Origin of the sequence: Amycolatopsis kentuckyensis (assembly GCF_041679295.1) — a bacterium.
Lineage (GTDB): Bacteria > Actinomycetota > Actinomycetes > Mycobacteriales > Pseudonocardiaceae > Amycolatopsis > Amycolatopsis kentuckyensis_A.
Window position 1 is genome coordinate 804,590 of the sequence record NZ_JBGDMD010000004.1, and the last position, 19,872, is coordinate 824,461.

Here is a 19,872-nt window from a genome sequence, read left to right on the forward strand (position 1 = left end):
GGTAACCGTCGTTGTGCCTGGTAGCACCGTGTGATCAGGTGGCGGAACGCGTGATCGCTTTCGGTGAGGAGGGCCGGTGTCGTTCTTCCTCTCGCGGTTGCTCTCGCGCTGGGTGCTGAACCGGGGCCGGCTCCTGCCGGTCGCGGTCGTGGTGGTCGTGTTCGCGACGAGCTGGCCGCTGATGGCGCTCGCCGAGCCGGCCGGGAGCGAGCTGGTCCGGCCCGGCAACTACTGGTGGTACTTCGTCGTCACGACGACCACGGTCGGCTACGGCGACTACTCGCCCGAGACCGCCACCGGGCACGTCGTGGGCGCGTACGTCATCATCGGCGGCCTCGCCACGCTGACGACGGTGTTCACGAAGCTCGCGGCGCTGCTGGAGCAGGCGAAGGGACGGCGGATGCAGGGGACGGAGGCGGTGCGGCTGAGCGGCCACACGGTGCTGATCGGGTACGCGGCGGGGCGGACCGAGCGGATCGTGGCGCAGCTGCTGGCCGACGGCGTGAGCGGGCTGGTGCTCTGCGCGGAGGTGCCGGTGCACCCGATGCCGGGGCAGCCGGTGGAGTTCGTCCGCGGCGAGCCGACGGCCGCGGACGTCCTGGCCCGCGCGGGAGCCGCGCGCGCGGCGGCGGTCCTGGTCGACGTGGCCGACGACAACGAGGCGCTGGCGGTCGCGGTGACGGTGGACCACGCGAGCCCGGCGGCGCACGTGGTCGTCACCCTGCGCGACCTGGAGCGGGCCGAGCTGGTGCGGTACGTGGACCGGCGCATCCGCTGCGTCCAGTGGCACACGCCGCGGATGGTGACGGAGGAGCTGACGTCCCCGGGCATCGCGGAGGTGTACGCGGAGCTGATGACGGCCGGGGGAGCGGACACGTTCTCGGTGACGCTCCCGGAGTCCCTCGGCCGGCTGCCGGCGTCCCGCTGCCACGTGGCCCTGGGGCGCGCGTACGGGGCGACGGTGCTGGCGGCCCGCACCGGCGAAGGCCTGGTGGTGAACCCGCCGTGGGACGCGGAGCTGGCGGCCGGGGCGGTGCTGTACTACGTCGGCCCCCGTCGCTTGACGGGCACTGAGGTGGAGATCGCCCTGCGCGATCCTGCGTGATCGGTCGCTTTGTCCGGTTTTTTGGGGCCGGAAGGTGGCCGCGCCGCGCCGCGGGTTGCATACTGCGACCATGGCGCGAGGGAAAGCGGAGGTCGCGCGGTGAGTCCCCGGGAGGGGCCGGCCCGCCCGAAGTTCGGCAGGATCGACCCGTACTGCCTGATGGCGGTGCTACCGGTGCTGCTGGTGGCCGGCATCATCGGGTCACTGGTCAACGTGGCGCTCGGGCTGGGCTGCGCGGTGTTCGCGGGCTTGATCGTGCTGTTCGATTCGTGGGCGAACCGGCCGTCGCGGGCGCGTGAGGACGAGGGTCGGTCGCGTGCGCCGCGCCCTGAGGAGGTGCGGCCGCAGGCACGGCGGGCAGGGCCACCACCGGCGCCGCCGCGGACGCAGACGGCGCGGGCTCAGGTACCGCGCGGGCAGGTACCCCGAGGCCAGGCGCCCCGGGCTCAGCCACCGCGCGGACAGGTGCCGCGGGGGCAGGCGCCGCGGGCACGGCAAGCGCCGGGTGGGGCCCCTTACCGCTGACCGCCGCCGGGACGTGGAGCGGTCGCCCGCCTACGCGCGGCCCCCGGCGATCACCCCCGGTGACCGGTGCCGGCCACCTGGACGAAGCTGCGGACCAGCGGGCTCCGGCCGGCCTTCAGCCACGCCACCACGAGGTCGCTCGGCGGCCGGTCCGCCAGTGGCACGACGACGAGACCGGCCGGCAGCGGCTGGTCGACCGGCGCGAGCGCCGCGGTTCCGTTCCACAGCACCGCCTGCAGGCATTCCTGGACGGTCCGCAGCACCGGCGCGTCCTCGTCCGGCGCGCCGCCGGTCCAGTAGCCGGTCCACAGTGGATCAGTCCCGTCGGGCAGGCGGACCCAGCGGCGGCCCTTCAGCCCGGCGGCCGGGATCGAGGGGCGGCGGGCGAGCGGGTCGTCGTCGCGCACCACCACCCCGACCGGTACCGAGCGCAGCACGTGCGTGCCGATTCCCGTGGTGTCGAAGGGGGTTCGCGTCAGCGCGACGTCGACGAGCCCGGTGCGCAGGCCCGCCGTCGGGTCGCCGAGGCCGGCTTCGTGGACGCGGACGTCGACGTGCGGGTGGCGTTCCCGGAACAGCGGGACCAGCCGGCTGCCGACGTGCTCGGCCGCGTCGGCCAGGGTGCCGACGGTCAGGCTCGCCGCGCCCGCGGCGGCGGTGACCCGGCCGCGGATCCGGTCGGCCTGCCTGAGGAGCGCGTCGGCTTCGCCGTAGAGCGCGGTGCCGGCGGACGTGAGGGTGACGCCCTTGGGGGTGCGCTCGAACAGGGCGGCGCCGAACTCGTCCTCCAGTTGCCGGATGGCCCGGCTGAGCGGCGGCTGCGTCATGTGCAACCGGCTCGCGGCCCGGCCGACGTGCCGTTCGTCGGCGACCGCGACGAAGTACCGGAGCGCGCGCAGGTCCACCGTCACACGATACCTTCGCGGTATCGGGTGGACCGAGCCGGACTTGGACGCCCGGGGTGCCGGTGGCGAACGATTCCCGGTATGACACTGACGATCGGGTGCTACCGGTACGACACGACGCGGCCGCTGTTCGACCGGACGGACATCACGGTGAAAACGGCGGACACGCTGCCGGAGATCTTCGAGCGGACGGTCCGCGACCACGAGTTCGACGTCGCCGAGCTGGGCCTGACGTTCTTCCTGCGGCTGCTGGACTCCGGTCTGCCCTACGTGGCGCTGCCGATCTTCCCCAACCGGGTGTTCCGGCACTCGTGCGTCTTCGTGAACAAGCGCTCCGGGATCACCGGGCCGGCTGATCTCGTGGACCGGACGATCGGCGAGTTCGGCACGTACGGGCAGGACTCCGGCGTGTGGGCCAAGGGGATCCTGATGGACGAGTACGGTTTCGAACCGGCGCGCAACCGGTGGGTGATCGGCGGGCTGGAGCGCCCGGCCGAGCCGTTCGGGTTCATCCCGCACCCGCACCCGGACGACGTCGCGGTGACGACGTCCGACCGGGCCCTCGGAGACCTGCTGGCCACGGGTGAGATCGACGCGCTGTTCTCGGCGAACGTCCCGCAGTGCGTGCTGGACGGCCACCCGGACGTGGCCCGCCTCTTCCCCGACCACGAGCCGCTCGAGCGCGACTACCACCGGCGCACGGGGATCTTCCCGATCATGCACGCGGTGGTGATCCGCCGCGAGCTGCTCGATTCGGCGGGCGAGGTCTACCGGCTGTTCTCGGCGGCGGCGGAGGCGGCCGCGGACCGCTACCGGCGCGACCGCCGGCTGTACCAGGTGCCGACGATGGTGCCGTGGTTGAACGCGCTCGTCGAGCGCAACGAGGCCCAGTTCGGCGCGGAGTGGTGGCCGTACGGGATTTCAGCCAATCGTGTCGTTTTGGAGACGTACCTGCGGTACCACCACGAACAAGGCCTGTCCCCACGCCGGTATTCGGTGGCAGAGGTCTTCGCGCTGCCGGGAACGTGACGTTTCCTGTCGGTGGTGCCGGGTAGCTTCCCGGATATGGCACTTTCGGCGGAAGAGCGCGAGAAGTTTTTGGCCGAGCCCCACATCGGGGCGTTGTCGGTGGTGGAACGCCCGGACCGGGCCCCGCTGACGGTACCGCTGTGGTACCAGTACACCCCGGGCGGCGAGCTGTGGGTCCGGACCTCGCCGCGGTCGCGGAAGATGAAGGCGATCGAGGCGGCGGGGCGGTTCAGCTTGCTGGCGCAGCGGAGCTCGCCGACAGTGCGGTACGTGTCCGTGGAGGGACCGGTGCCGCGGACCGAGCCGGACAGTCCCGCCCGGGCTCGGGAGATGGCGAGCCGGTACCTGTCGGCGGAGAAGGTGGACGAGTACCTGGAGTTCGAGCGCGACCGGGTCGGCGAGCACATCGTGGTGTTCCTGCGGCCGGAACACTGGGTGTCGCTGGACATGGGAACCGTCTGAGGTGTCCACTTCGGACTGAACCGGAGCGGTGGACGACGCCCCCGGTGCGGAAGCGGCCGCACCGGGGACACCGGCTCACTGGCAGGCTTCGCAGTCCGGGTCGTCGATGCGGCAGGCCGCGCCGTCGGTGAGGTCGAAGTCGAAGTCGTCGAGCACCGGGACCACCGGGGTGGTCGAGGCGTCGGCCGGCGTGGTCGTGGCGGACATGGCCCTCCTTGGGGGTTCGATCGGTTCCTACCCCTGTGTAGCGCCCAAGATCGACGCGCATTCCGTGACGCGGCACACATCCGGTGTGCTAGCTTCCCCGCATGCGCCTCGCCTTCGCCCGGACGCTCGCGGTCATCGCATCCCTCCTCCTGTTTTCCCTGGTCACGCCCGTTGCGAACGCCTCGCCGCCGGCGCCGTGCGAGTGCGCGACGCCGTCGATCGACCGGCTGCAGCAGTGGCTCGCCAGCGGGGAGGGCACCACCGTCCCGGCCACCGGGAGCCTTCTTGTCCGCGAAGGCCACCGGTACGCGGCGAAGATCGACTTCCGGAACGCCGAGTGGCACGTCGCCGTCGTGTGGCTGGGGAACCGGTTCGAGGCGCAGGCCGACCTCTCCCGGTCGGCGGGCTTCCGGCTGACCTACCGCGCGACCGACGACCTGTACGTCCAGCTGCGCCCGGCGTCGCACTGGAGCGGCGGCGACAAGTGGCTCACCCTGGTGCCGTCGACGCACGGCAAGCTCGTCACGAAGTTCTTCAGCTTCCGGCCCCGCGCGTGGACGTCACTGCCGGAGCTGGGGACGCCGGCCTACTCGTTCGCCTCGGCGCTCACCGAAGCCCGCGGCCTGGTCTTCGTCGGCAAGACGCCCAACCGGCTCGAGTTCGACGGCCTGCGCATCGACGGCTACCGGCCGCCCTGCCTCTGACGGACGGCTTCCTCGGCCGTCGCGTAGGCCGGGAAGAAGTCCGACAACCCCGTCAGGGCGAACGTCCGCGTGAGCCGGGCCGGCACGGCGACCAGGGCGATCGCCGCTTCGGCCGCCTCGGCGGCGTTGCGCGCCGCGATCAACGCCGAGATCCCGCTGGAGTCGCAGAACGTGACGCCGGCCAGGTCGACGACCAGCAGCTGCCCGGCGGCCAGCACCAGTTCCCCGATCCGGGCGCGCAGCCGGGGCGCGGTGGCGACGTCGAGCTCACCCCGGACGGTCAGGATCGGGCCCGTCTCCGCGGATTCGGTCGAGGTCGAGAACGGGCTCGTCATGGCTGATCGCCTCCGGGCAGGGGGATGCTGAACGCCAGCAGGGCGGTGTCGTCCTCGACGCCGTCGCCGAAGCCGGCCAGCAGGGCGGTGACGGCCTCGACCACCGCCGGGGCGGTCGTCGGGGCCAGGCCGGTCAGGTCCTCGCGAAGCCGTTCTTCGCTGTATCGGGTCCGGCCGTTCGTGCGGGCTTCGGTCAGCCCGTCGGTGTAGAGCAGCAGCGTGTCGCCGGGCGCCAGGCGCACGTCGGCCGAGACGAACCGCGCGCCGGGCAGGGCACCGACCAGCTGGCCGCCCCGCAGCGGCAGGAACCGCGCGGCCCCGTCGGCCGGGATCAGCAACGCCGGCGGGTGGCCGCCGCCGGCGAGGGTGACCGCGGCGTGGTCGCCGTCCGGCCGGATGCGGCCGTTGATCACCGTGCAGTAGCGCGGGTCGGTGCGGTGGAACTGCTGGTTGAGCACCGTGTCGAGGGTGCCGAGCGCGACGGCCGGGTCCGGGTCGTGGACCGCGGCCGCCCGCAGCGTGTAGCGCGCCAGCGACGTCACCACCGCGGCCGGCGCGCCCTTGCCCGAGACGTCGCCGAGGAAGAACCCCCAGGTGTCGCCGGTCACCGGGAACAGGTCGTAGAAGTCGCCGCCGACCTGGTCGGCCGAGGCCGGGTGGTAGTACGCCGCGACCTGCATGCCGGGCACCTCGGCCGGTGCCGGCGGCAGCAGCGTCTGCTGCAGGGTCCGCGCCAGCCGCTGGACGCGGTCGCGTTCCCGCTCGGCTTCGTCGCGCGCCCGCAGCAGTTCCTGCTCGTAGGCTCGCCGGTCGCGCGCGTCGAACACCGTGGTGCGGATGAGCTGGTCCTCGCCGTCGAGGCCGGTCTTGACCGTCGAGGTGACCAGTACCGGCAGCCGCCCGCCGGTCGCCGTCTTCAGTTCGAACGCGACGCCGCCGAGCTCGCCCTGCATGCGCAGCAGCGGCGCGAAGTGCGTCTCGTGGTACAGCCGGCCGCCGACGGTCAGCAGGTCGGAGAACCGCCGTCGCCCGACGATCTCCTCGCGCTCGTAGCCGAGCCAGCCCAGCAGGGTCGCGTTGATCTTCGCGATGGTGCCGTCCAGCATCGTCGAGAGGTAGCCGCAGGGGGCGTTCTCGTAGAGGTCTTCCGCACTGTCTTCCAGCAGAGCGGAAAACGCCGGGTCCGCGTTCTCCCGGCCGCCCGCGCCGGCCTCGCACATCATGGGCCGCTCACGAACGCCGTGATCGCGGCGGCGGTGGCTTCGGGCGCGCTGAGCTGCGGGCAGTGCCCGATCGCGTCGAGCGTCACCAAGCGGCTGCCGGCGATCCGGTCGTGGGTGAACTGCCCGACCTCGGGCGGCGCGATGGCGTCCTGCGCGCACTGGACGACCAGCGTCGGCACGGAGACCTTCGCCAGGTCGTCGCGGTTGTCGGAAAGGAAAGTGGCGCGCGCGAAGACCCGCGCGATCGCGGGATCGGTGCGGCAGAAGCTGTTCGTCAGCTCCTCGCCCAGCTCGGGGCGGTCCGGGTTGCCCATGATCACCGGCGCCATCGCCGCCGACCAGCCGAGGTAGTTCGACTCCAGCGCTTCGAGCAGCTCGTCGATGTCCTCGCGGCTGAAGCCGCCGCGGTAACCGTCGTCGTCGAGGTAGCACGGCGACGGCGTGAGCAGCACCAGCTTCGCGAACCACCGCGGCTCGCGGTTGGCGGCCAGGACGGCGATCATCGCGCTGACCGAGTGCCCGACGAGCACGACGTCGGTCAGGTCGAGTTCGCGGCACAGGGCGAGGATGTCGTCGGCGTAGCCGTCGAGGGTGCCGTAGCGCTCCGGGGTCCAGGCGGACAGGTCCGAGCGCCCGGCGCCGGTGTGGTCGAACAGCACGACGCGGTACCGCTCGGCGAGCGCGGGGACGACCAGGCGCCAGAGGTTCTGATCGCAGCCGAAGCCGTGGGCCAGCAGCACGACGGGCCCGTCGTCGAGCCCGGTCTCGACGACGTTGTTCCTGGTCCGCATGCTCACCGGCCACATCCTGCCACCCGGCCCGCGGCGGCGTGGGCCGAGCCGTGCGTTGTTTGAGCGCACTCGAAAGTGGGTACTGAACCGGGTTCGGTCCGCACGGGCGGCCGGGCGCCTGGCGTGCGGATACCCGGACCGACGCCGCGGGAAGTCTGCAGCCCGGGAGCGTCGTCGCCGGGCTCGGCACCGGGAGGTCCGGGCGTTCACGGAGACCACGCCGGCGGTGGTGGCGGGCGAGCCCTTCCTGACGATCGACGACGCCGCTTGGCCTTCGCCACCAAGGGGTTGAGCCGGCCGCGCTGTCGCAAGTGGACGGTCGGGTGGACCGCGGCGGGGGACTGGTCCGCCTTCGCTGCCCGGTTACTGTGCGGGCTCGGCGGGGAGTCCGAAATGCCCGGTACCTATCTTTTGTCCTGTACGACGAAAGTCGGTACCGCGGGCCCGGCCGCGGGATCACCCTCGGGCGCACCGGATCACCGGTCACCCCACCGACCGGCGCGGCCATCCCTCGTGCCGGTTCCCCCGTGAAAGCGAGTACCGGCATGCGCACAACACACCTGCTCGCCCGCGCCGCCACCGCCGCGGTGGCCACCGCCGCGGTCGCCGGCTTCCTGACCAGCCCGGCCGGCGCGGTCACCATCGACGGCTACGCACCCGACGTCCAGCGCGACGCCGTCGCGTCCCTCGTCGCGGAAGCCGGCGTCAGCGAGCCCGCCGCGGTCGCCCTCCTGCGGACGCAGGCGGCGAGCGTCGAGACGCTGCACCAGGTCACCGCCGCGCTCGGCACCCGCGCGGCCGACGGCTACCTCGACGCCGCCGCGAAGCCCGTGGTGAACGTGCTCGACCAGGCGGCCGCCGACCGGGTCACCGCGGCCGGCGCACAGGCCCGGCTCGTCAAGCACTCGAGCGCGGCGCTCGCGGGCGCGCAGAACGCCCTGCAGGCGCTGCCCGCGGTCGCGCACACCTCGGTCGGGCTCGACCCGAAGACCAACCAGGTCGTGCTGACGGTCGCGGACGCGGCCAAGGGCACCGACGCGCTGCTGAACGCCGCGGCGTCGCTCGGCGACCGCGTCCGGGTCGAGCGGGTCGCCGGCGAGATGCACACGGCGATCTACAACGGCGAAGCCATCACCGGCGGCGGCACGCGCTGCTCGGTCGGCTTCAACACCAACCGCGGCGGCCAGAACTACATCCTCGACGCCGGCCACTGCACGCGCGCGGTGTCGCAGTGGAACGTCGGCCCGTCGCAGGGCTCGAGCTTCCCGGGCAACGACTACGGCCTGATCCGCAACACCACCGGCAGCGCGCCGGGCGCGGTGACCCTGTGGAACGGCTCCACGCAGCGGATCAGCTCCGCCGGCACCGCGACGGTCGGCCAGCGGATCAGCAAGAGCGGCAGCACGACGCACCTGACGTCGGGCTCGGTCACGCGGACGAACGTGACGGTGAACTACGCCGAGGGCTCGGTGTCCCAGCTGATCCAGACCAACGCGCTGGTCAACCCGGGCGACTCGGGCGGCTGCCTGTTCGCCGGCAGCGTCGGCCTCGGCATCACGTCGGGCAAGGGCTCGGGCACGTCGTTCTTCCAGCCGGTCGGCGAGGCGATGAGCGCCTACGGCGTCAGCCTGAACTGAGGGCGGAGGGCTGCCGGGGGTTCGCTCCCGGCAGCCCTCGACCCCGGGCGATCACGTCGCGGGCGGCGTCCGCCCGGTCAGAAGCGCCCATGTCCGCTCCCCGACGACGCGCACCAGCGTCCAGGTTCCCGCTTTGCCCGCCTGCCGTCCCAGCGAGGCGAGGCCGGCACGCAACCGGATGAGGGCGCACCTGAGATCGTCGTAGGAGGATTGGCGGAAGAAGCAGTACACGGCGAAGAACAGCCCGGTGACCGCGGTGGCGCCGACCGCTCCGCGCCCGTCGCCCACCGACACCGCCGTCAAGCCGAGCGCCGCGACGGTCGCCGAGGCGGCCACCCAGCGGCCCGGCGCCGAGGGCATCAGCACGACGAAGACCGCGGCCAGGCCGCCGGTCACGGTGACGAGCGGGAGCCCGCCGCTCGCGCAGGCGGCGATGGCGCATACGACGGCGACGACGAGACCCGCGTTCCACGGCGCCGCGATCGGTGCCTTGCCGGTCAAGGCACGTAGCGACGACGCGGAGCCGTCGGCGCGGGCCACCGGGCGCAGCGAAAACGGCGTGAACCGCAGCAGCCGCGCCAGATGCGGTTTCGCCGCCAGCGCCGCCGGGCGGTCGAGCACCCCGCCGGCACCGGCCGCGCAGTGCCCGACCGCCTCCAAAGCCCACGTCATCGTCACGAAGACGATTCCGAACGCCCAAGCGGCGCCGGCGAAGAGAAAGAACATCCCGGTGGTGGGGCCCCGGGGGACGATGCCGGCGAGGGCCAAGCCGACGGAAGCGCGGACCGCGTAACCCGCGCCGACGACGAACCAGATCGCCACGGTCCGCGCTGCGGGCCGAGTGTCTCCGGCCCGGAGGAACTCGTACAGCCACGCCGGAACCCAGACACCGGGGAACGACACCAGCACCACCGGCGTGACGGACGGCGGGACGATCGTGAAGGCCGCGACGGCGGCGGCTACCACCCGAGCCACGATCACTCGAGCGGACGGGGAGCACCAAGTAGGACGACAGTGACCGCTCGTCCGATCGGCGCGTCCGGCCGGTTTCCCGCACCAGATCGGTCCGGGGGTAGTCGCGGCCGGTCCGCAGGTGCTCCGCGGCGCCGCGGAAGCGGCAGTCGCCGACCAGGATCGCGAAAAGGCCTGCCAGCAGGGCGACGAACACGCTCGCCAGCGCGCTCTGGCTGCTGGAGATCCCGCGGTCGTCCTCACGCAGTGCCTGGTAGTCGGCCAGCAGGATATCGAGTTCCGCGCTCATGGCCGGATTATCGCCGCGGTTCAGGCCGCAGGGACCCGAACACGCGGCTTCCGCACCTCGGCTAGTCGCGGCGGCTGCGGCCGAAGACCATCCGGTAGAGGACCAGGATGATCAGCGCGCCGAGGACGGCCAGGCCCCACGTGCGGAGATCGAAGAACGTGCCGAGATCCGTGTGGAACAGGGTCTTGCCGACCCAGCCTCCGACGAACGCGCCGCCGATGCCGAGCAGGATCGTGATGATGCAGCCGCCCGGGTCCTTGCCCGGCATGAGGGCCTTCGCGATCAAGCCCGCGATGAGCCCGAGCACGATCCAGCTGATGACGCCCACGGGTGCCTCCGTCCGCCTGTCTTCCTGATCGCCAGAGGATGGCAGGCGGACGGCCCCGGGGCGCGGTGAGCCACGCCGGCGTGACCGGATTCTCAGCCGGCGAGCGCCCGGTAGCCGGAGCAGAGGACCCGCAACCAGCCGATTTCTCCGTTTTGCGCCGTGTAGTACGCCTGCTGCTCGACGAGGTGGTCGACGCCGTCGCGCTCGACCCGCAGCCGGTAGGTGACGTGCTCGCAGTCCGCGACCCGGCCGGTGGTCACCGAGCACAGCTCGTGGATCGTCCGGCCGGGGCCGAACCAGTGGCCGAGGAGCACGTCGTCGACGATCTCCGCGGGGTCGGTGGCGCTCCAGTGGCGGCCCGGGGTGAGCGCGGCGAAGTCGACTTCGCCGGCCAGCAGCGCGTGCAGCCCGGCGGAGTCGCGGGCCGCGAGGGCGTGGGCGAACTTCTCGCCTGCGGTGGTCATGGCGTCAGTAGCTGAACGTCGTGACGGGCTCGTCGCCGATCCACTCCCACATCGGCACGGTGCCGCCGAGGGACGCGCCGGCGACCAGGCTTTCGTCGGTGAGGTGGCGGGCGTTGAAGCAGATGGGGCAGACCAGGAACCGGCCGCCGGCGGCTTCGTAGCGCTTGACCAGGTCGGCCAGCGGCGGGCAGCCCTCGCAGGCCGTCGCCTGAGCGAAGCCGTCGAGGGCTAGGCGGACTGCCTCCTTGGTGAGGAACATCAGGGTCGGGCGGTGCTGTTCGGCGGCGCCGACCGCGACGAGGAACGCGACGGTGACCTTTTCGGGGTCTTCGAGTCCGGTGGTGAGGCTGATGACGGCACGGGTGGGCATGGCGGGCTCCTTTCGACGTGCCCCAGCCTCGTGCCCGGCCGCCCGCCCGCGCATGGGGCGGATGCCTCATCTTCCGGGCAGGCCCGCGATGCCGTGTTCGAGCGCGAACAGCCCGGCGCCGGTCCGGTTGGACACGCCGGCCTTGGTGTAGATGTGCTCGACGTGGTTGCGGACCGTCTTCTCGCTGATCGACAGCTCCCGCGCGATCACCCGGTTCGAGCCGCCGCCGGCGAGCAGCCGCAGCACCTCGACCTCGCGCCCGGTGAGGCCCGCGGGGTGCGCCGTCCGGCGGCGCGCGTGCCCGGCCGCGAGCAGCACGGCGTCGACGGCGTGGGCGTCCAACCGGGACTCCCGCGCCTGGTGCCGCAGGATCTCGGCCGCGTCCACGGCGTCGCGCGCCGGGCGGTGCGGCCGCGGTTCGCGCAGCGCGTGGTAGACGTCGGCGGCGGCGAGCAGCCGCGCGTGCGGGCCCAGCACCGCACCGGCCGCGCCGAGCGGGTAGCCGGAGCCGTCGAGCCGTTCGTGGTGCGCCGCCGCGATGGCCGCTACCTGTTCCAAACCCGTGACCCGGCGCAGGATCCGGCCGGTCAGGTAGGGGTGCAGCCGCACGCGTTCCCGCTCGGCTTCCGACAGCGGACCGGGCTTCTCCCAGATGCTGTTGGGCACGCCCATCCGGCCGAGGTCGTGCACCAGCCCGGCCCGCCGGACGAGCCGGACGTCCGGTTCGGACAGTCCACTGTGGCGGGCGGCTTCGGCGGCGAGGTCGGCGACCCCGCGTGAGTGACCGATGGCGAAGGGACACTTGAGGTCGGCGAAGTCGCCGATGGCGGTGAGCAGGTCGTCGAGTTCGTCGTCGGTCAGCGTCCGGTCACGGTCGGGGGCCTGCTCGAGGGCGGCCGTCCAGACGTCGGCCTCGAGCAGGCCGTCGAGGATTTCGCTTGCGGCGCCGGTGAAAGCCGCGACGACCTTCGGATCGAACTGCCGGCCGCTGCGGGCTTCGGCCATCGCGACGGCGGCCGCGACCCCGCCGCGGCGCAGGTGGACCTCGGCGACCTCGGCGAGGTGCACGACGCGCACCTCGATCGGGAGCCGGTCGCCGCGCGCGCCGGCGGGCAGGCCGCTGCCGTCCCAGCGTTCGAAGGTGCCGGCCAGCGCCCGGGCGACGGTCTCGTCCAGCCCCAGCCGGTCCGCGAGCCGCCCGGCGGAGGAGCAGTGGGAGTGGATGAGCTCGGCGAGCCGGCCGCGGGCCCGCAGGAGGAAGGCGGCCGCGACGACGCCCCGCGCGACCGGCGTCCGCTCCCGGCCGGCGTGCGTGGCGAGCAGGCGCAGGAAGGGCAGGCCGGCCCAGTCGACGCGGTAGGTGGCGGAGCGGAAGGCGATGTCGTCGCCGAACCACGCGGCGAGTTCGTGCGAGTCGGCGTGGCAGCCGATCCAGGCGACGAGGGTGGCGTAGAAGGTGGTGCCGCGCTGGTCATCGTCGAGCCCGAGCCGGTCGGCGAGCCGGGTGGCGATGAGAGCGGAGCGCAGCATGTGTTCCATGGGCTGCCCGAGCCCGAGATCGATGGCGAGCGAAAGAGCGGCGAGCACCTCGGCCCGCCGCGGCCCGTCCGGCCGCATCGCCATGGGCACCGCCTTTCGTCCGGAAGAAGCGTGCCACCCGGACGGCCCGATGACCAAGCGCAGCGAAAACCGCCCCGCCGGCTGTAACGCTCCGTGGCCGGAAGCCGACTCGTAAACATCGATGGCGGCAGGTGCCGCGGCAGCTTCGCCGGCCGCCCTCGGGAGAGGGATGTCCGATGTCGTCGCCGGAACCGCCGTCACAGTACGAAGAGCTCGCCACTGCTTTGCTCGGCCGAGGATCGGCCGAGACCGCGGGGCTTTACCGCGCCGGCGTCATCACCGACGTCACCGTCGACGCGGAGCGGTTCGCGCGGCAGTACCGCTACCTCGAAGCGAACAACCTCCCGATGCTGGTCGTCTACGGGAGAGAGGGCGGAATACTCCCCGTGAACCTCTACACCGCGATCTTCCCCGCGGACGGCGTCGAGAACGATCCGCGGACTGTTTTCACCACCCTGCGCCGGGTTGCCCGCGGAGCTCCATCGCGCCGCCGCCGGGAATTCCGCGACCTCGTCGATCCGAGTGAAGCGCGCTCGGGATTCATCGCCCGGATGGGACGGTTCCTGTCCGTGCGCCTGTCCGGGGAAGCACGCCGGGCGGCGGAGCCCTCGTCCCCCGGTCTCGACTTCGAGGTGCACACGAGTTCACCGGACCTGCGGGTGCACTACCACCCGGCGTATTGGCGCGAGGAAGCGTTGGTCTTCGGGGCGCCCAGCTCCCCGGTTCGCGGCCGTCTCCGGCCCGGCAGGTACTGCTTCGGTGCCACGGGGCAGTCCCTTCCCTTGACCTTCGAGGACGCCGAATACGACGTGCCGTCGGCGACCAGCGCGAAACTGTTCTTGTGAGGCGGAGATGCAACCCGACTACGGTTCCTTCGCCGGATTGGTCAACGTCGCCGGCACGATCATCGCGATGGGTTCGGCGCTCGCGCTGACCTTCCGGGGCCGGTCGCGGTGGGAGCCCAGTGAGGAGGACGTTCCCCGCGGTGCGCAGAAGGTCAGCGGCCTGCTCGCCGCGGGTGCCGTGGCGTTGTTGTGGGTGACCTACCGGGAACAGCCACAGGAGATCGGCTGGCACCTCCCCGTGGTGCTCGGCAGTCTCACCTTCGGGTTCTTGCTGCTCTACGGCTTCCTGATCGGCAACCAGACCTACGAAGTGGAGAGAATGGCCGGCGCCACGACCAAGCAGGTCAAGATCATCGGCGGGTTCTGGCTGACCGCGAAAGCCCGTTCGCTCGTCGCCAAGGGGAAGACGCGCCAGGACATCCTGGCCGGTGCCGCCTACCAGCTGGACCGCGTGTGGCCGCGGCCCGCGCGGTCGCTCGCGAAGCTCTCCTTCGTGGTGGGGTACACCGGGCTCGTCGTGTGCGGGACCGTCGCGCTGGGCGCCGTGGCGATCCGGGTAGGGGGCGTCTGAGGCCAAGCTGCTCCGTCCGGGTGACCATCCGTAACGACCCGGTAGCTCTCGGAGACTGACTCTGCGGTGACCCCGGCTGCGACAACCGGGGCTCCGCCCCGGGCCGGGGGCTTCGCCACCCGGAACCCCGTCAAGATGACCAGCGGAGGCCGTGGATGAAGATCGACCTGTTCAACGAGATCCAGAACCCGCGCCCGTGGCCCGAAGGGCACGAACAGCTGCGGTTCCGGCAAGCGATCGAACAGGCCGTCCTCGCCGACGAGCTCGGCTACGGGTGCTGGTGGCAGGTCGAGCACCACGGCGCGGGGGAGTTCAGCCTCTCCTCGGCCCCCGAACTGATGCTCGCCGCGCTTTCCCAGCGGACCAGCCGGATCCGGCTCGGGCACTCCGCGGTGCTCGCGCCCGGGCGGTTCAACCACCCTATCCGCGTCGCCGAGCGGGCGGCGACGCTCGACCACCTCAGCGGCGGGCGCGTCGAACTGGGCCTGACCCGGTCGACCATCCCCGAGTGGCGCCTGTTCGGCATCGAACCCGACGACGCGCGCGCCCAGACGCAGCAGGCGTTCGAGATGGTGCCGAAGATGTGGACCTCCGAACGGTTCTCCTACGAGAGCGACGCCTACCGCGTCGACGGGGTCGGGATCGGGCCGAAGCCGCTGCAGCAGCCGCACCCGCCGCTCTGGCAGGCGGCGGCGAGCCCGGCGTCGTTCGAGGAGGCCGGCCGGCGCGGGGTGGGCGTGCTGGGGACGACGATGTGGGAGTCCCTGGAACGCGCGGGCCGGCTGGTCGACCTGTACCGGGCGGCGGCCGCGGAGTGCACGGACCCGGTCGGCGCGTTCGTCAACGACCAAGTCGGCTTCTTCACGTTCGTCCACTGCGCGGACACGGACGAGGAGGCCATGCGAAACGGAGCCGCGGCGGCCGCGGCGTGGTACACGGTGACGGCCCTGACGTTCTTCGAAGCGGCGACGGAGTTCGTCCGCGCCAACGCCCGCAACGAGGAGCTCGTGAAGTCCCCGGGCCTGACGGGCGACTTCCTGCGCGGCGAGGCGGCGAACGCGCCGTCGGAGGCGAACCTCCTGATCGCCCGGATCCTGCAGGGCGAGCAGGTCCCGGACGACGAGGTGTTCGAGGTGCTGAGCGCGCAGGACTCGCTGATCGTGGGCAGCCCGGAGACGTGCCGCAAGAAGCTGCGCGCGTACGCGGAGCTGGGCATCGATCGGATGATGTGCCTCCAGCAGATCGGCGGCATCCCGCACGAGAAGGTGCTGAAGAGCATCCGGCTGATCGGGGAGCTGATCCCGGACCTGGCCTGACGTCCGGCGGGGCGGCCGCGGCCGCCCCACCGCTCACGCCGTGAAGCCGCCGTCGACCGGGACCACCACTCCGCTCAAGTGGCTTGCCCGGTCGCTCAGCAGGAACGCCGCCGTCGAGCCCACCTCCGCTCCCGTGCCCGCCTTCCGCAACGGCGTCGCCGCGATCCGGGCCTCCACGCCGCCCGGGATCGTGCGGCGCAGCTCGTCCAGCATCGGGGTCTCCGTCGGGCCCGGGGCCAGCACGTTGACGCGGATCCCCAACGGCCCGAAGTCGTGGGCCGCCGTGCGGGTCAAGCCGATCACCGCGTGCTTCGTCGCCTGGTACGCGCCCATGCCCGGGCTGCCGCGCAGGCCGCCGATGCTGCTCACGTTCACGATCGAGCCCGACCCCTGGCGCTCCATCACCGCGACCTCCGCCCGCAGGCACAGCCACGTGCCCTTGACGTTCACCGCCATGATCCGGTCGAAGTCCGCTTCGGACACCTGGTCGAGCCGCCCGCCGCCGCCCATCGCCGCGTTGTTGAACGCGCCGTCGAGCCGGCCGAACCGGGACACCGTCGCCGAAACGAAACCGTCCACATCGGACGCCGACGACACATCGCCCGTCGTGTACGCGACGTCGTAGTCCGAAAGCTCCGCGGCCAATTTGGCCAGGGGCTCCTCGTTCCGGGCCACCAGCATCACCGAAGCACCGTCCGAAGCGAACACCCGCGCGGCGTCCGCGCCGATGCCCGAACTGGCCCCGACGACCAGGACCACCTTCCCCGTCAGCAAGCTCATGCCACTCCTCCTCGCAGTCCCAGCATCGCGCGCGCGTCGGCCGGCGTGGCGATCGGTTTGCCCAGATCCGCCACCACCGCCCGGATCTTCCGGACCTGCTGGGCGTTGCTCTCCGCGAGCCGCCCCTTGCCGATCCACAGGCTGTCCTCCAGGCCGACCCGCACGTGCCCGCCGAGCCACGCGCTGTGCGTGCCGAAACTCAGCTGGTCGCGCCCGGCGGCGAACGCGGAAAAGCAGTAGTCGTCACCGAAGAGCTTGTCCGCGATCCGCACCATGTGCTCGAGGTTCGCGTGGTCGGCGCCGATGCCGCCGAGGACGCCGAACACGCCCTGGATCAGCAACGGCGGTTTCGCCAGGCCCAGTTCCACGAAGTACGCCAGCGAGTACAGGTGCCCGATGTCGTAGCACTCGTACTCGAACCGCGTCCCGGTCTCCCCGAGGGTGCGCAGCGTGTGCTCGATCTTGTCGAACGTGTTCACGAACGGCTTCGAATACGTGTTGAGCACGTACGGCTTTTCCCAGTCGTGCTTCCACTCCGTCACCTTGTCGGCGATGCCCGAATAGACGAAGTTCATCGACCCCATGTTCATCGACGCGAGCTCGGGCCGCAGCCGGTCGGCGGCCGCGAGCCGTTCGTCCATCGTCATCGACGACGCGCCGCCGGTGGTGATGTTGATGACCGCATCGGTCTGGTCGGTGATCCGCCCGACGATCTTCTCGAACACGTCGGGATCGGGCGTCGGGCGGCCGTCGGGCTCGCGGGCGTGCAGGTGGACGATCGCCGACCCCGCCTCGATCGCCTCCAGCGCGGCGTCGGCGACCTCGTCGGCGGACAGCGGCAGGTACGGGCTCTGCGACGGGATGTTCACCGAGCCCGTGATCGCGGTGGTGATGATGACTTTTTCGGCCGGGCGCATCAGTTCTCCTCCAAGGCGAGTGCGCGGTAGGCGTCGAGCTTCGCGTCGTCGAGCGGGCCGACCAGCGTCAACGCGACCTGGGTGGCGCCGGCGTCGTACTGCGCCCGCACCGCCTCGCGGACTTGCGAAGGCGTGCCGCAGGCGACGAGCGCGTCGACGAGCCGGTCGGACCCCGGCGGCGCGAGGTCGGCGTCGGTGAAGCCGAGCCGTTTCAGCTTCGCGAGCTGGTGGGGGAGCGTCAGGTAGTAGGCGAGCCGGTCCCGCGCGACGTCACGGGCGGCGGCGCGCGACCGGCCCACCACCGCCCACTGGACGACGGACAGGAAGAGGTCGCCGACCGTCTCGCGCGCCCAGCGGGTGTGCTCCGGCGTGACGAGGAAGGTGATCAGCCCGTCGGCGCGTTCGACCGCGAGCCGCGTGATCCCTTCCGAGTACGCGCCGAGCACCTTCGGCACCCCGGTCGCCACCTTGTCGACGCCGTCGAGGTACTCCCGCAGGAAGGGGAGCGGTCCGACCCCGCGTTCACGGACCGCGCCGCTGACCCCGAGCCCCAGCACGTACCGCCCGGGGTAGCCGGCGGCGAGGTCCCGGGCCGCCGAGCCCGCCGACTTCGGCACGCGCTCGAGGGCCCGGGCGACGCCGTTGCCGACGATCAGCCGGGACGTCGACGCGAGGACCAGCGCCGCCGTCGTGAACGCCTCGCGCCCGTTGACCTCGGGGATCCAGACCATCCGGTGGCCGAAGTCCTCGAGCGTCCGCACGAACCGGACGGCCCCCTCGTGGTCGAGGCCGTCCAGCTCGGCGATCGACAACGCGGTGCGCGGCAGCGACAGCGTCATGAAGCCGCGTCCCGGAACGCCCGGACCAGGCCGCGGGCGGCTTCGGCCAGCATCGTCGTGTCGTTGCTGAGCAACACGAAGTCGCAGCCGTCCCGGACCGCCCGCGCGGCGTTCTCCGGGACCCCGCCGAACGCGAGCCCGCACTTCTTCCCGGCGTCGTGCGCGGCGGAGATCGCCGAGGCGATCAGGTCGAGCACGTCCGGCGACGCGGGCGTCGACCCCATCGACATCGACAGGTCCGCCGCGCCGACGAACACCGCGTCCACGGTGTCCAGCGCGAGCATCTCCGGCGCGGCCTTGACCGCTTCGACGCTTTCCAGCTGCGGGATGCAGAGGACGTCGTCGTTGCCGGCGGCCAGGTATTCCGCGTTCGGTCGCAGGCCCCACGCCCCGGCCCGGCTGGTGCCGCCGGCGCCGCGGACGCCGTGCGGCGGGAACCGGCACGCCCGCCCGACCGCCGCTGCCTCTTCGACGGTGTCGACGTGCGGCACGAGGATGCCCATGGCGCCCGCGTCGAGGATCTTCTGGATCGTCGACGGCGTCTTGTCCGGCACCCGCACCAGCGGCGTCACGCCGAGCGCCGCGGCGGTGTTGATCAGCCGGTACGCCGTCACCAGGTCCAAGGGCGAGTGTTCGAGGTCGATGACGACGAAGTCGAACCCGGCGAACGCCATGATCTCGGCGGGCTCGGTCGACGCGATCTTCAGCCACGTCCCGACGGGCGTGGCGGGACGGGTGAACAGCCCGCCGCCGGTTCGCCCGCTCACGGCATCGGGTAGTCGTCGGCGTTCAGGACCCAGCCCGGCTTCTCGGAGAAGTCCACCCGCGGCGGGCTGAAGATGTCGATCAGCTGGTTCACGCCGGGGTCGCTCGCCGCGGAGGTGTGCACGGTCGGCGGCGGGATGATCGTCACCGACGGGCTGCCGATCCGCACGTGCTCGTCCTCGCGCCACGTCGTGCTGTCGGGCAGCCACGGCGTGCGGATGTGGTGGACGTATTCCCCTTGCACGGCCAGGGAAAGCTGCTCGAAGTCGTCGTGGTGGTGCGGCGAGAGCTTGCGCGGGTCGCGCGGGCCGTCCTGCAGCGGCAGGAAGTTCACCATGAACGACCGGGTGCGGAAGATCCGCCCGAACCGCTTCGGGTCGTCCGGCACCTCCGACAGGGGGTAGAAGCGGACGCGCTCTTCGGCGGGCGCCGGCCAGCGCTCCAGCAGCGTGACGCGCGGGTGGGCTTGCGCGTAGGCCTCCGCGTTGGCGACGCGCTCCCGCCACGCGGGTTCGGTCGCCTCGACCAGCCGGACCAGCGGCCCGTCGCCGTGGACGCTGATCCGCGACGCGCCGGGCGGGACCACGACGAGCCCGGGGGCGTCCACTTTGGTCGCGCCGTCTCCGGTGAGCACGGTGAACGCGGGCGAGGCGTCGGTGACGACGATCGCCAGCTCGCCTTCCAGGAAGCCGTTGTCGAGGTCGTCACCATCGCGGGCGTCGGTGTGGATGAGGATGACGTTCTGGGCCCGCACGACCGGGGATTCGCGCAGGTCGAGGTACTGCGCGGCGGTGATCGCGGCGCCGCTGTCGGGCCGGGCCGCGGTGGCCAGGGCCGAGCGGGGATCGTCCTTTTCGTACACGAGCGGGTCCT

23 protein-coding genes are annotated in these 19,872 nt (G+C 72.2%); 8 read left to right on the forward strand and 15 right to left on the reverse strand.

The features are described from left to right. Nucleotides 1–76 precede the first annotated feature (76 nt). Nucleotides 77–1,105 (forward strand): potassium channel family protein, encoded by a 1,029-nt coding sequence (locus ACERZO_RS20280; RefSeq protein ID WP_372666266.1) that lies wholly within the window; start codon nt 77–79, stop codon nt 1,103–1,105. A 575-nt stretch (nt 1,106–1,680) separates the two neighbouring features. Here ACERZO_RS20280 and ACERZO_RS20285 read toward each other — a convergent pair. Further along, nucleotides 1,681–2,535, reverse strand: a complete 855-nt coding sequence (locus ACERZO_RS20285) for a LysR family transcriptional regulator (protein ID WP_372666267.1) — start codon at nt 2,533–2,535, stop codon at nt 1,681–1,683. Nucleotides 2,536–2,616: 81 nt separating this feature from the next. On the opposite strand from ACERZO_RS20285, the gene ACERZO_RS20290 reads away from it, so the two are divergent. Together ACERZO_RS20290 and ACERZO_RS20295 are read left to right on the forward strand one after the other, a co-directional pair. Then, entirely contained in the window at nt 2,617–3,564 is a 948-nt protein-coding gene (locus tag ACERZO_RS20290) for a 4,5-dihydroxyphthalate decarboxylase (RefSeq protein WP_372666268.1), read from the forward strand. Nucleotides 3,565–3,600: 36 nt separating this feature from the next. Continuing rightward, nucleotides 3,601–4,026 carry a pyridoxamine 5'-phosphate oxidase family protein gene (locus tag ACERZO_RS20295; RefSeq protein WP_372666269.1) on the forward strand — a complete coding sequence of 142 codons (426 nt, stop codon included), beginning with the start codon at nt 3,601–3,603 and terminating at the stop codon, nt 4,024–4,026. 75 nt (nt 4,027–4,101) lie between these two features. Here the strand turns inward: ACERZO_RS20295 and ACERZO_RS20300 are convergent, their stop codons facing one another. Next, nucleotides 4,102–4,233 carry a hypothetical protein gene (locus ACERZO_RS20300; protein WP_372666270.1) on the reverse strand — a complete coding sequence of 44 codons (132 nt, stop codon included), beginning with the start codon at nt 4,231–4,233 and terminating at the stop codon, nt 4,102–4,104. A gap of 101 nt (nt 4,234–4,334) precedes the next feature. On the opposite strand from ACERZO_RS20300, the gene ACERZO_RS20305 reads away from it, so the two are divergent. Further along, nucleotides 4,335–4,937: a hypothetical protein gene (locus ACERZO_RS20305; RefSeq protein ID WP_372666271.1), complete on the forward strand. Its 603-nt coding sequence runs from the start codon at nt 4,335–4,337 to the stop codon at nt 4,935–4,937. On the opposite strand, the gene ACERZO_RS20310 is transcribed toward ACERZO_RS20305, so the two are convergent. The 3 genes from ACERZO_RS20310 to ACERZO_RS20320 are packed head-to-tail and all read right to left on the reverse strand — an operon-like array spanning nt 4,916 to nt 7,292. After that, a complete protein-coding gene (locus ACERZO_RS20310) occupies nt 4,916–5,272 on the reverse strand; it encodes an STAS domain-containing protein (RefSeq protein WP_372666272.1) in 357 nt (118 codons plus the stop codon). The two genes, ACERZO_RS20305 and ACERZO_RS20310, sit on opposite strands and share 22 nt — an antisense overlap. Then, the gene (locus ACERZO_RS20315) at nt 5,269–6,495 is read right to left on the reverse strand and encodes a PP2C family protein-serine/threonine phosphatase (protein ID WP_372666273.1); all 1,227 of its coding nucleotides are present in this window, start codon (nt 6,493–6,495) and stop codon (nt 5,269–5,271) included. The genes ACERZO_RS20310 and ACERZO_RS20315 overlap by 4 nt, the downstream gene beginning before the upstream one ends. Then, a complete protein-coding gene (locus ACERZO_RS20320) occupies nt 6,492–7,292 on the reverse strand; it encodes an alpha/beta fold hydrolase (protein WP_372666274.1) in 801 nt (266 codons plus the stop codon). Before ACERZO_RS20320 ends, ACERZO_RS20315 begins: the two co-directional genes overlap by 4 nt. Nucleotides 7,293–7,831: 539 nt before the next feature. Between ACERZO_RS20320 and ACERZO_RS20325 the strand changes: the two genes are divergently transcribed. Then, nucleotides 7,832–8,923, forward strand: a complete 1,092-nt coding sequence (locus ACERZO_RS20325; protein ID WP_372666275.1) for a S1 family peptidase — start codon at nt 7,832–7,834, stop codon at nt 8,921–8,923. 51 nt (nt 8,924–8,974) lie between these two features. On the opposite strand, the gene ACERZO_RS20330 is transcribed toward ACERZO_RS20325, so the two are convergent. The 5 genes from ACERZO_RS20330 to ACERZO_RS20350 all read right to left on the reverse strand — a co-directional run bounded on the left by ACERZO_RS20330 (nt 8,975) and on the right by ACERZO_RS20350 (nt 12,969). Further along, nucleotides 8,975–9,889, reverse strand: a complete 915-nt coding sequence (locus ACERZO_RS20330; protein WP_372666276.1) for a hypothetical protein — start codon at nt 9,887–9,889, stop codon at nt 8,975–8,977. Between the two features lie 356 nt (nt 9,890–10,245). Next, entirely contained in the window at nt 10,246–10,512 is a 267-nt protein-coding gene (locus ACERZO_RS20335; RefSeq protein WP_372666277.1) for a GlsB/YeaQ/YmgE family stress response membrane protein, read from the reverse strand. A 92-nt stretch (nt 10,513–10,604) separates the two neighbouring features. Continuing rightward, nucleotides 10,605–10,976 (reverse strand): hypothetical protein, encoded by a 372-nt coding sequence (locus tag ACERZO_RS20340; protein WP_372666278.1) that lies wholly within the window; start codon nt 10,974–10,976, stop codon nt 10,605–10,607. Between the two features lie 4 nt (nt 10,977–10,980). Continuing rightward, nucleotides 10,981–11,346, reverse strand: coding sequence for a DsrE family protein (locus ACERZO_RS20345; protein ID WP_372666279.1), 366 nt, complete (start codon nt 11,344–11,346; stop codon nt 10,981–10,983). A gap of 66 nt (nt 11,347–11,412) precedes the next feature. Continuing rightward, the gene (locus ACERZO_RS20350) at nt 11,413–12,969 is read right to left on the reverse strand and encodes an HD domain-containing phosphohydrolase (RefSeq protein WP_372666280.1); all 1,557 of its coding nucleotides are present in this window, start codon (nt 12,967–12,969) and stop codon (nt 11,413–11,415) included. Between the two features lie 173 nt (nt 12,970–13,142). On the opposite strand from ACERZO_RS20350, the gene ACERZO_RS20355 reads away from it, so the two are divergent. The 3 genes from ACERZO_RS20355 (at nt 13,143) to ACERZO_RS20365 (ending at nt 15,698) form a co-directional block, all read left to right on the forward strand. Further along, nucleotides 13,143–13,811 carry a hypothetical protein gene (locus ACERZO_RS20355; RefSeq protein ID WP_372666281.1) on the forward strand — a complete coding sequence of 223 codons (669 nt, stop codon included), beginning with the start codon at nt 13,143–13,145 and terminating at the stop codon, nt 13,809–13,811. Between the two features lie 7 nt (nt 13,812–13,818). Next, on the forward strand, nt 13,819–14,382 hold the full coding sequence (locus ACERZO_RS20360; protein WP_372666282.1) for a hypothetical protein: 564 nt from the start codon (nt 13,819–13,821) through the stop codon (nt 14,380–14,382). 155 nt (nt 14,383–14,537) lie between these two features. Beyond that, nucleotides 14,538–15,698 (forward strand): LLM class flavin-dependent oxidoreductase, encoded by a 1,161-nt coding sequence (locus ACERZO_RS20365; protein WP_372666283.1) that lies wholly within the window; start codon nt 14,538–14,540, stop codon nt 15,696–15,698. 33 nt (nt 15,699–15,731) lie between these two features. Here ACERZO_RS20365 and ACERZO_RS20370 read toward each other — a convergent pair whose 3' ends face one another. From ACERZO_RS20370 to ACERZO_RS20390, 5 genes are read right to left on the reverse strand one after another with little or no spacing between them, the layout of a single operon-like run. Then, on the reverse strand, nt 15,732–16,478 hold the full coding sequence (locus tag ACERZO_RS20370; RefSeq protein ID WP_372666284.1) for an SDR family NAD(P)-dependent oxidoreductase: 747 nt from the start codon (nt 16,476–16,478) through the stop codon (nt 15,732–15,734). After that, nucleotides 16,475–17,395 carry a 3-keto-5-aminohexanoate cleavage protein gene (locus ACERZO_RS20375; protein ID WP_372666285.1) on the reverse strand — a complete coding sequence of 307 codons (921 nt, stop codon included), beginning with the start codon at nt 17,393–17,395 and terminating at the stop codon, nt 16,475–16,477. The genes ACERZO_RS20370 and ACERZO_RS20375 overlap by 4 nt, the downstream gene beginning before the upstream one ends. Then, nucleotides 17,395–18,234 carry an LLM class flavin-dependent oxidoreductase gene (locus ACERZO_RS20380; RefSeq protein ID WP_372666286.1) on the reverse strand — a complete coding sequence of 280 codons (840 nt, stop codon included), beginning with the start codon at nt 18,232–18,234 and terminating at the stop codon, nt 17,395–17,397. The genes ACERZO_RS20375 and ACERZO_RS20380 overlap by 1 nt, the downstream gene beginning before the upstream one ends. After that, complete coding sequence (locus ACERZO_RS20385) at nt 18,231–19,001, reverse strand: HpcH/HpaI aldolase family protein (protein WP_372666287.1); 771 nt, start codon at nt 18,999–19,001, stop codon at nt 18,231–18,233. Before ACERZO_RS20385 ends, ACERZO_RS20380 begins: the two co-directional genes overlap by 4 nt. Further along, entirely contained in the window at nt 18,998–19,861 is an 864-nt protein-coding gene (locus ACERZO_RS20390; RefSeq protein WP_372666288.1) for a hypothetical protein, read from the reverse strand. The genes ACERZO_RS20385 and ACERZO_RS20390 overlap by 4 nt, the downstream gene beginning before the upstream one ends. Nucleotides 19,862–19,872 lie beyond the last annotated feature (11 nt).

Coding starts and splice junctions, on each gene's coding strand:
- ACERZO_RS20350 (WP_372666280.1), bottom strand. CDS start 12,969: ATGGCGATGCGGCCGGACGGGCCGCGGCGGGCCGAGGTGCTCGCCGCT.
- ACERZO_RS20345 (WP_372666279.1), bottom strand. CDS start 11,346: ATGCCCACCCGTGCCGTCATCAGCCTCACCACCGGACTCGAAGACCCC.
- ACERZO_RS20355 (WP_372666281.1), top strand. CDS start 13,143: ATGTCGTCGCCGGAACCGCCGTCACAGTACGAAGAGCTCGCCACTGCT.
- ACERZO_RS20375 (WP_372666285.1), bottom strand. CDS start 17,395: ATGCGCCCGGCCGAAAAAGTCATCATCACCACCGCGATCACGGGCTCG.
- ACERZO_RS20300 (WP_372666270.1), bottom strand. CDS start 4,233: ATGTCCGCCACGACCACGCCGGCCGACGCCTCGACCACCCCGGTGGTC.
- ACERZO_RS20305 (WP_372666271.1), top strand. CDS start 4,335: ATGCGCCTCGCCTTCGCCCGGACGCTCGCGGTCATCGCATCCCTCCTC.
- ACERZO_RS20370 (WP_372666284.1), bottom strand. CDS start 16,478: ATGAGCTTGCTGACGGGGAAGGTGGTCCTGGTCGTCGGGGCCAGTTCG.
- ACERZO_RS20365 (WP_372666283.1), top strand. CDS start 14,538: ATGAAGATCGACCTGTTCAACGAGATCCAGAACCCGCGCCCGTGGCCC.
- ACERZO_RS20380 (WP_372666286.1), bottom strand. CDS start 18,234: ATGACGCTGTCGCTGCCGCGCACCGCGTTGTCGATCGCCGAGCTGGAC.
- ACERZO_RS20310 (WP_372666272.1), bottom strand. CDS start 5,272: ATGACGAGCCCGTTCTCGACCTCGACCGAATCCGCGGAGACGGGCCCG.
- ACERZO_RS20290 (WP_372666268.1), top strand. CDS start 2,617: ATGACACTGACGATCGGGTGCTACCGGTACGACACGACGCGGCCGCTG.
- ACERZO_RS20295 (WP_372666269.1), top strand. CDS start 3,601: ATGGCACTTTCGGCGGAAGAGCGCGAGAAGTTTTTGGCCGAGCCCCAC.
- ACERZO_RS20340 (WP_372666278.1), bottom strand. CDS start 10,976: ATGACCACCGCAGGCGAGAAGTTCGCCCACGCCCTCGCGGCCCGCGAC.
- ACERZO_RS20360 (WP_372666282.1), top strand. CDS start 13,819: ATGCAACCCGACTACGGTTCCTTCGCCGGATTGGTCAACGTCGCCGGC.
- ACERZO_RS20315 (WP_372666273.1), bottom strand. CDS start 6,495: ATGATGTGCGAGGCCGGCGCGGGCGGCCGGGAGAACGCGGACCCGGCG.
- ACERZO_RS20325 (WP_372666275.1), top strand. CDS start 7,832: ATGCGCACAACACACCTGCTCGCCCGCGCCGCCACCGCCGCGGTGGCC.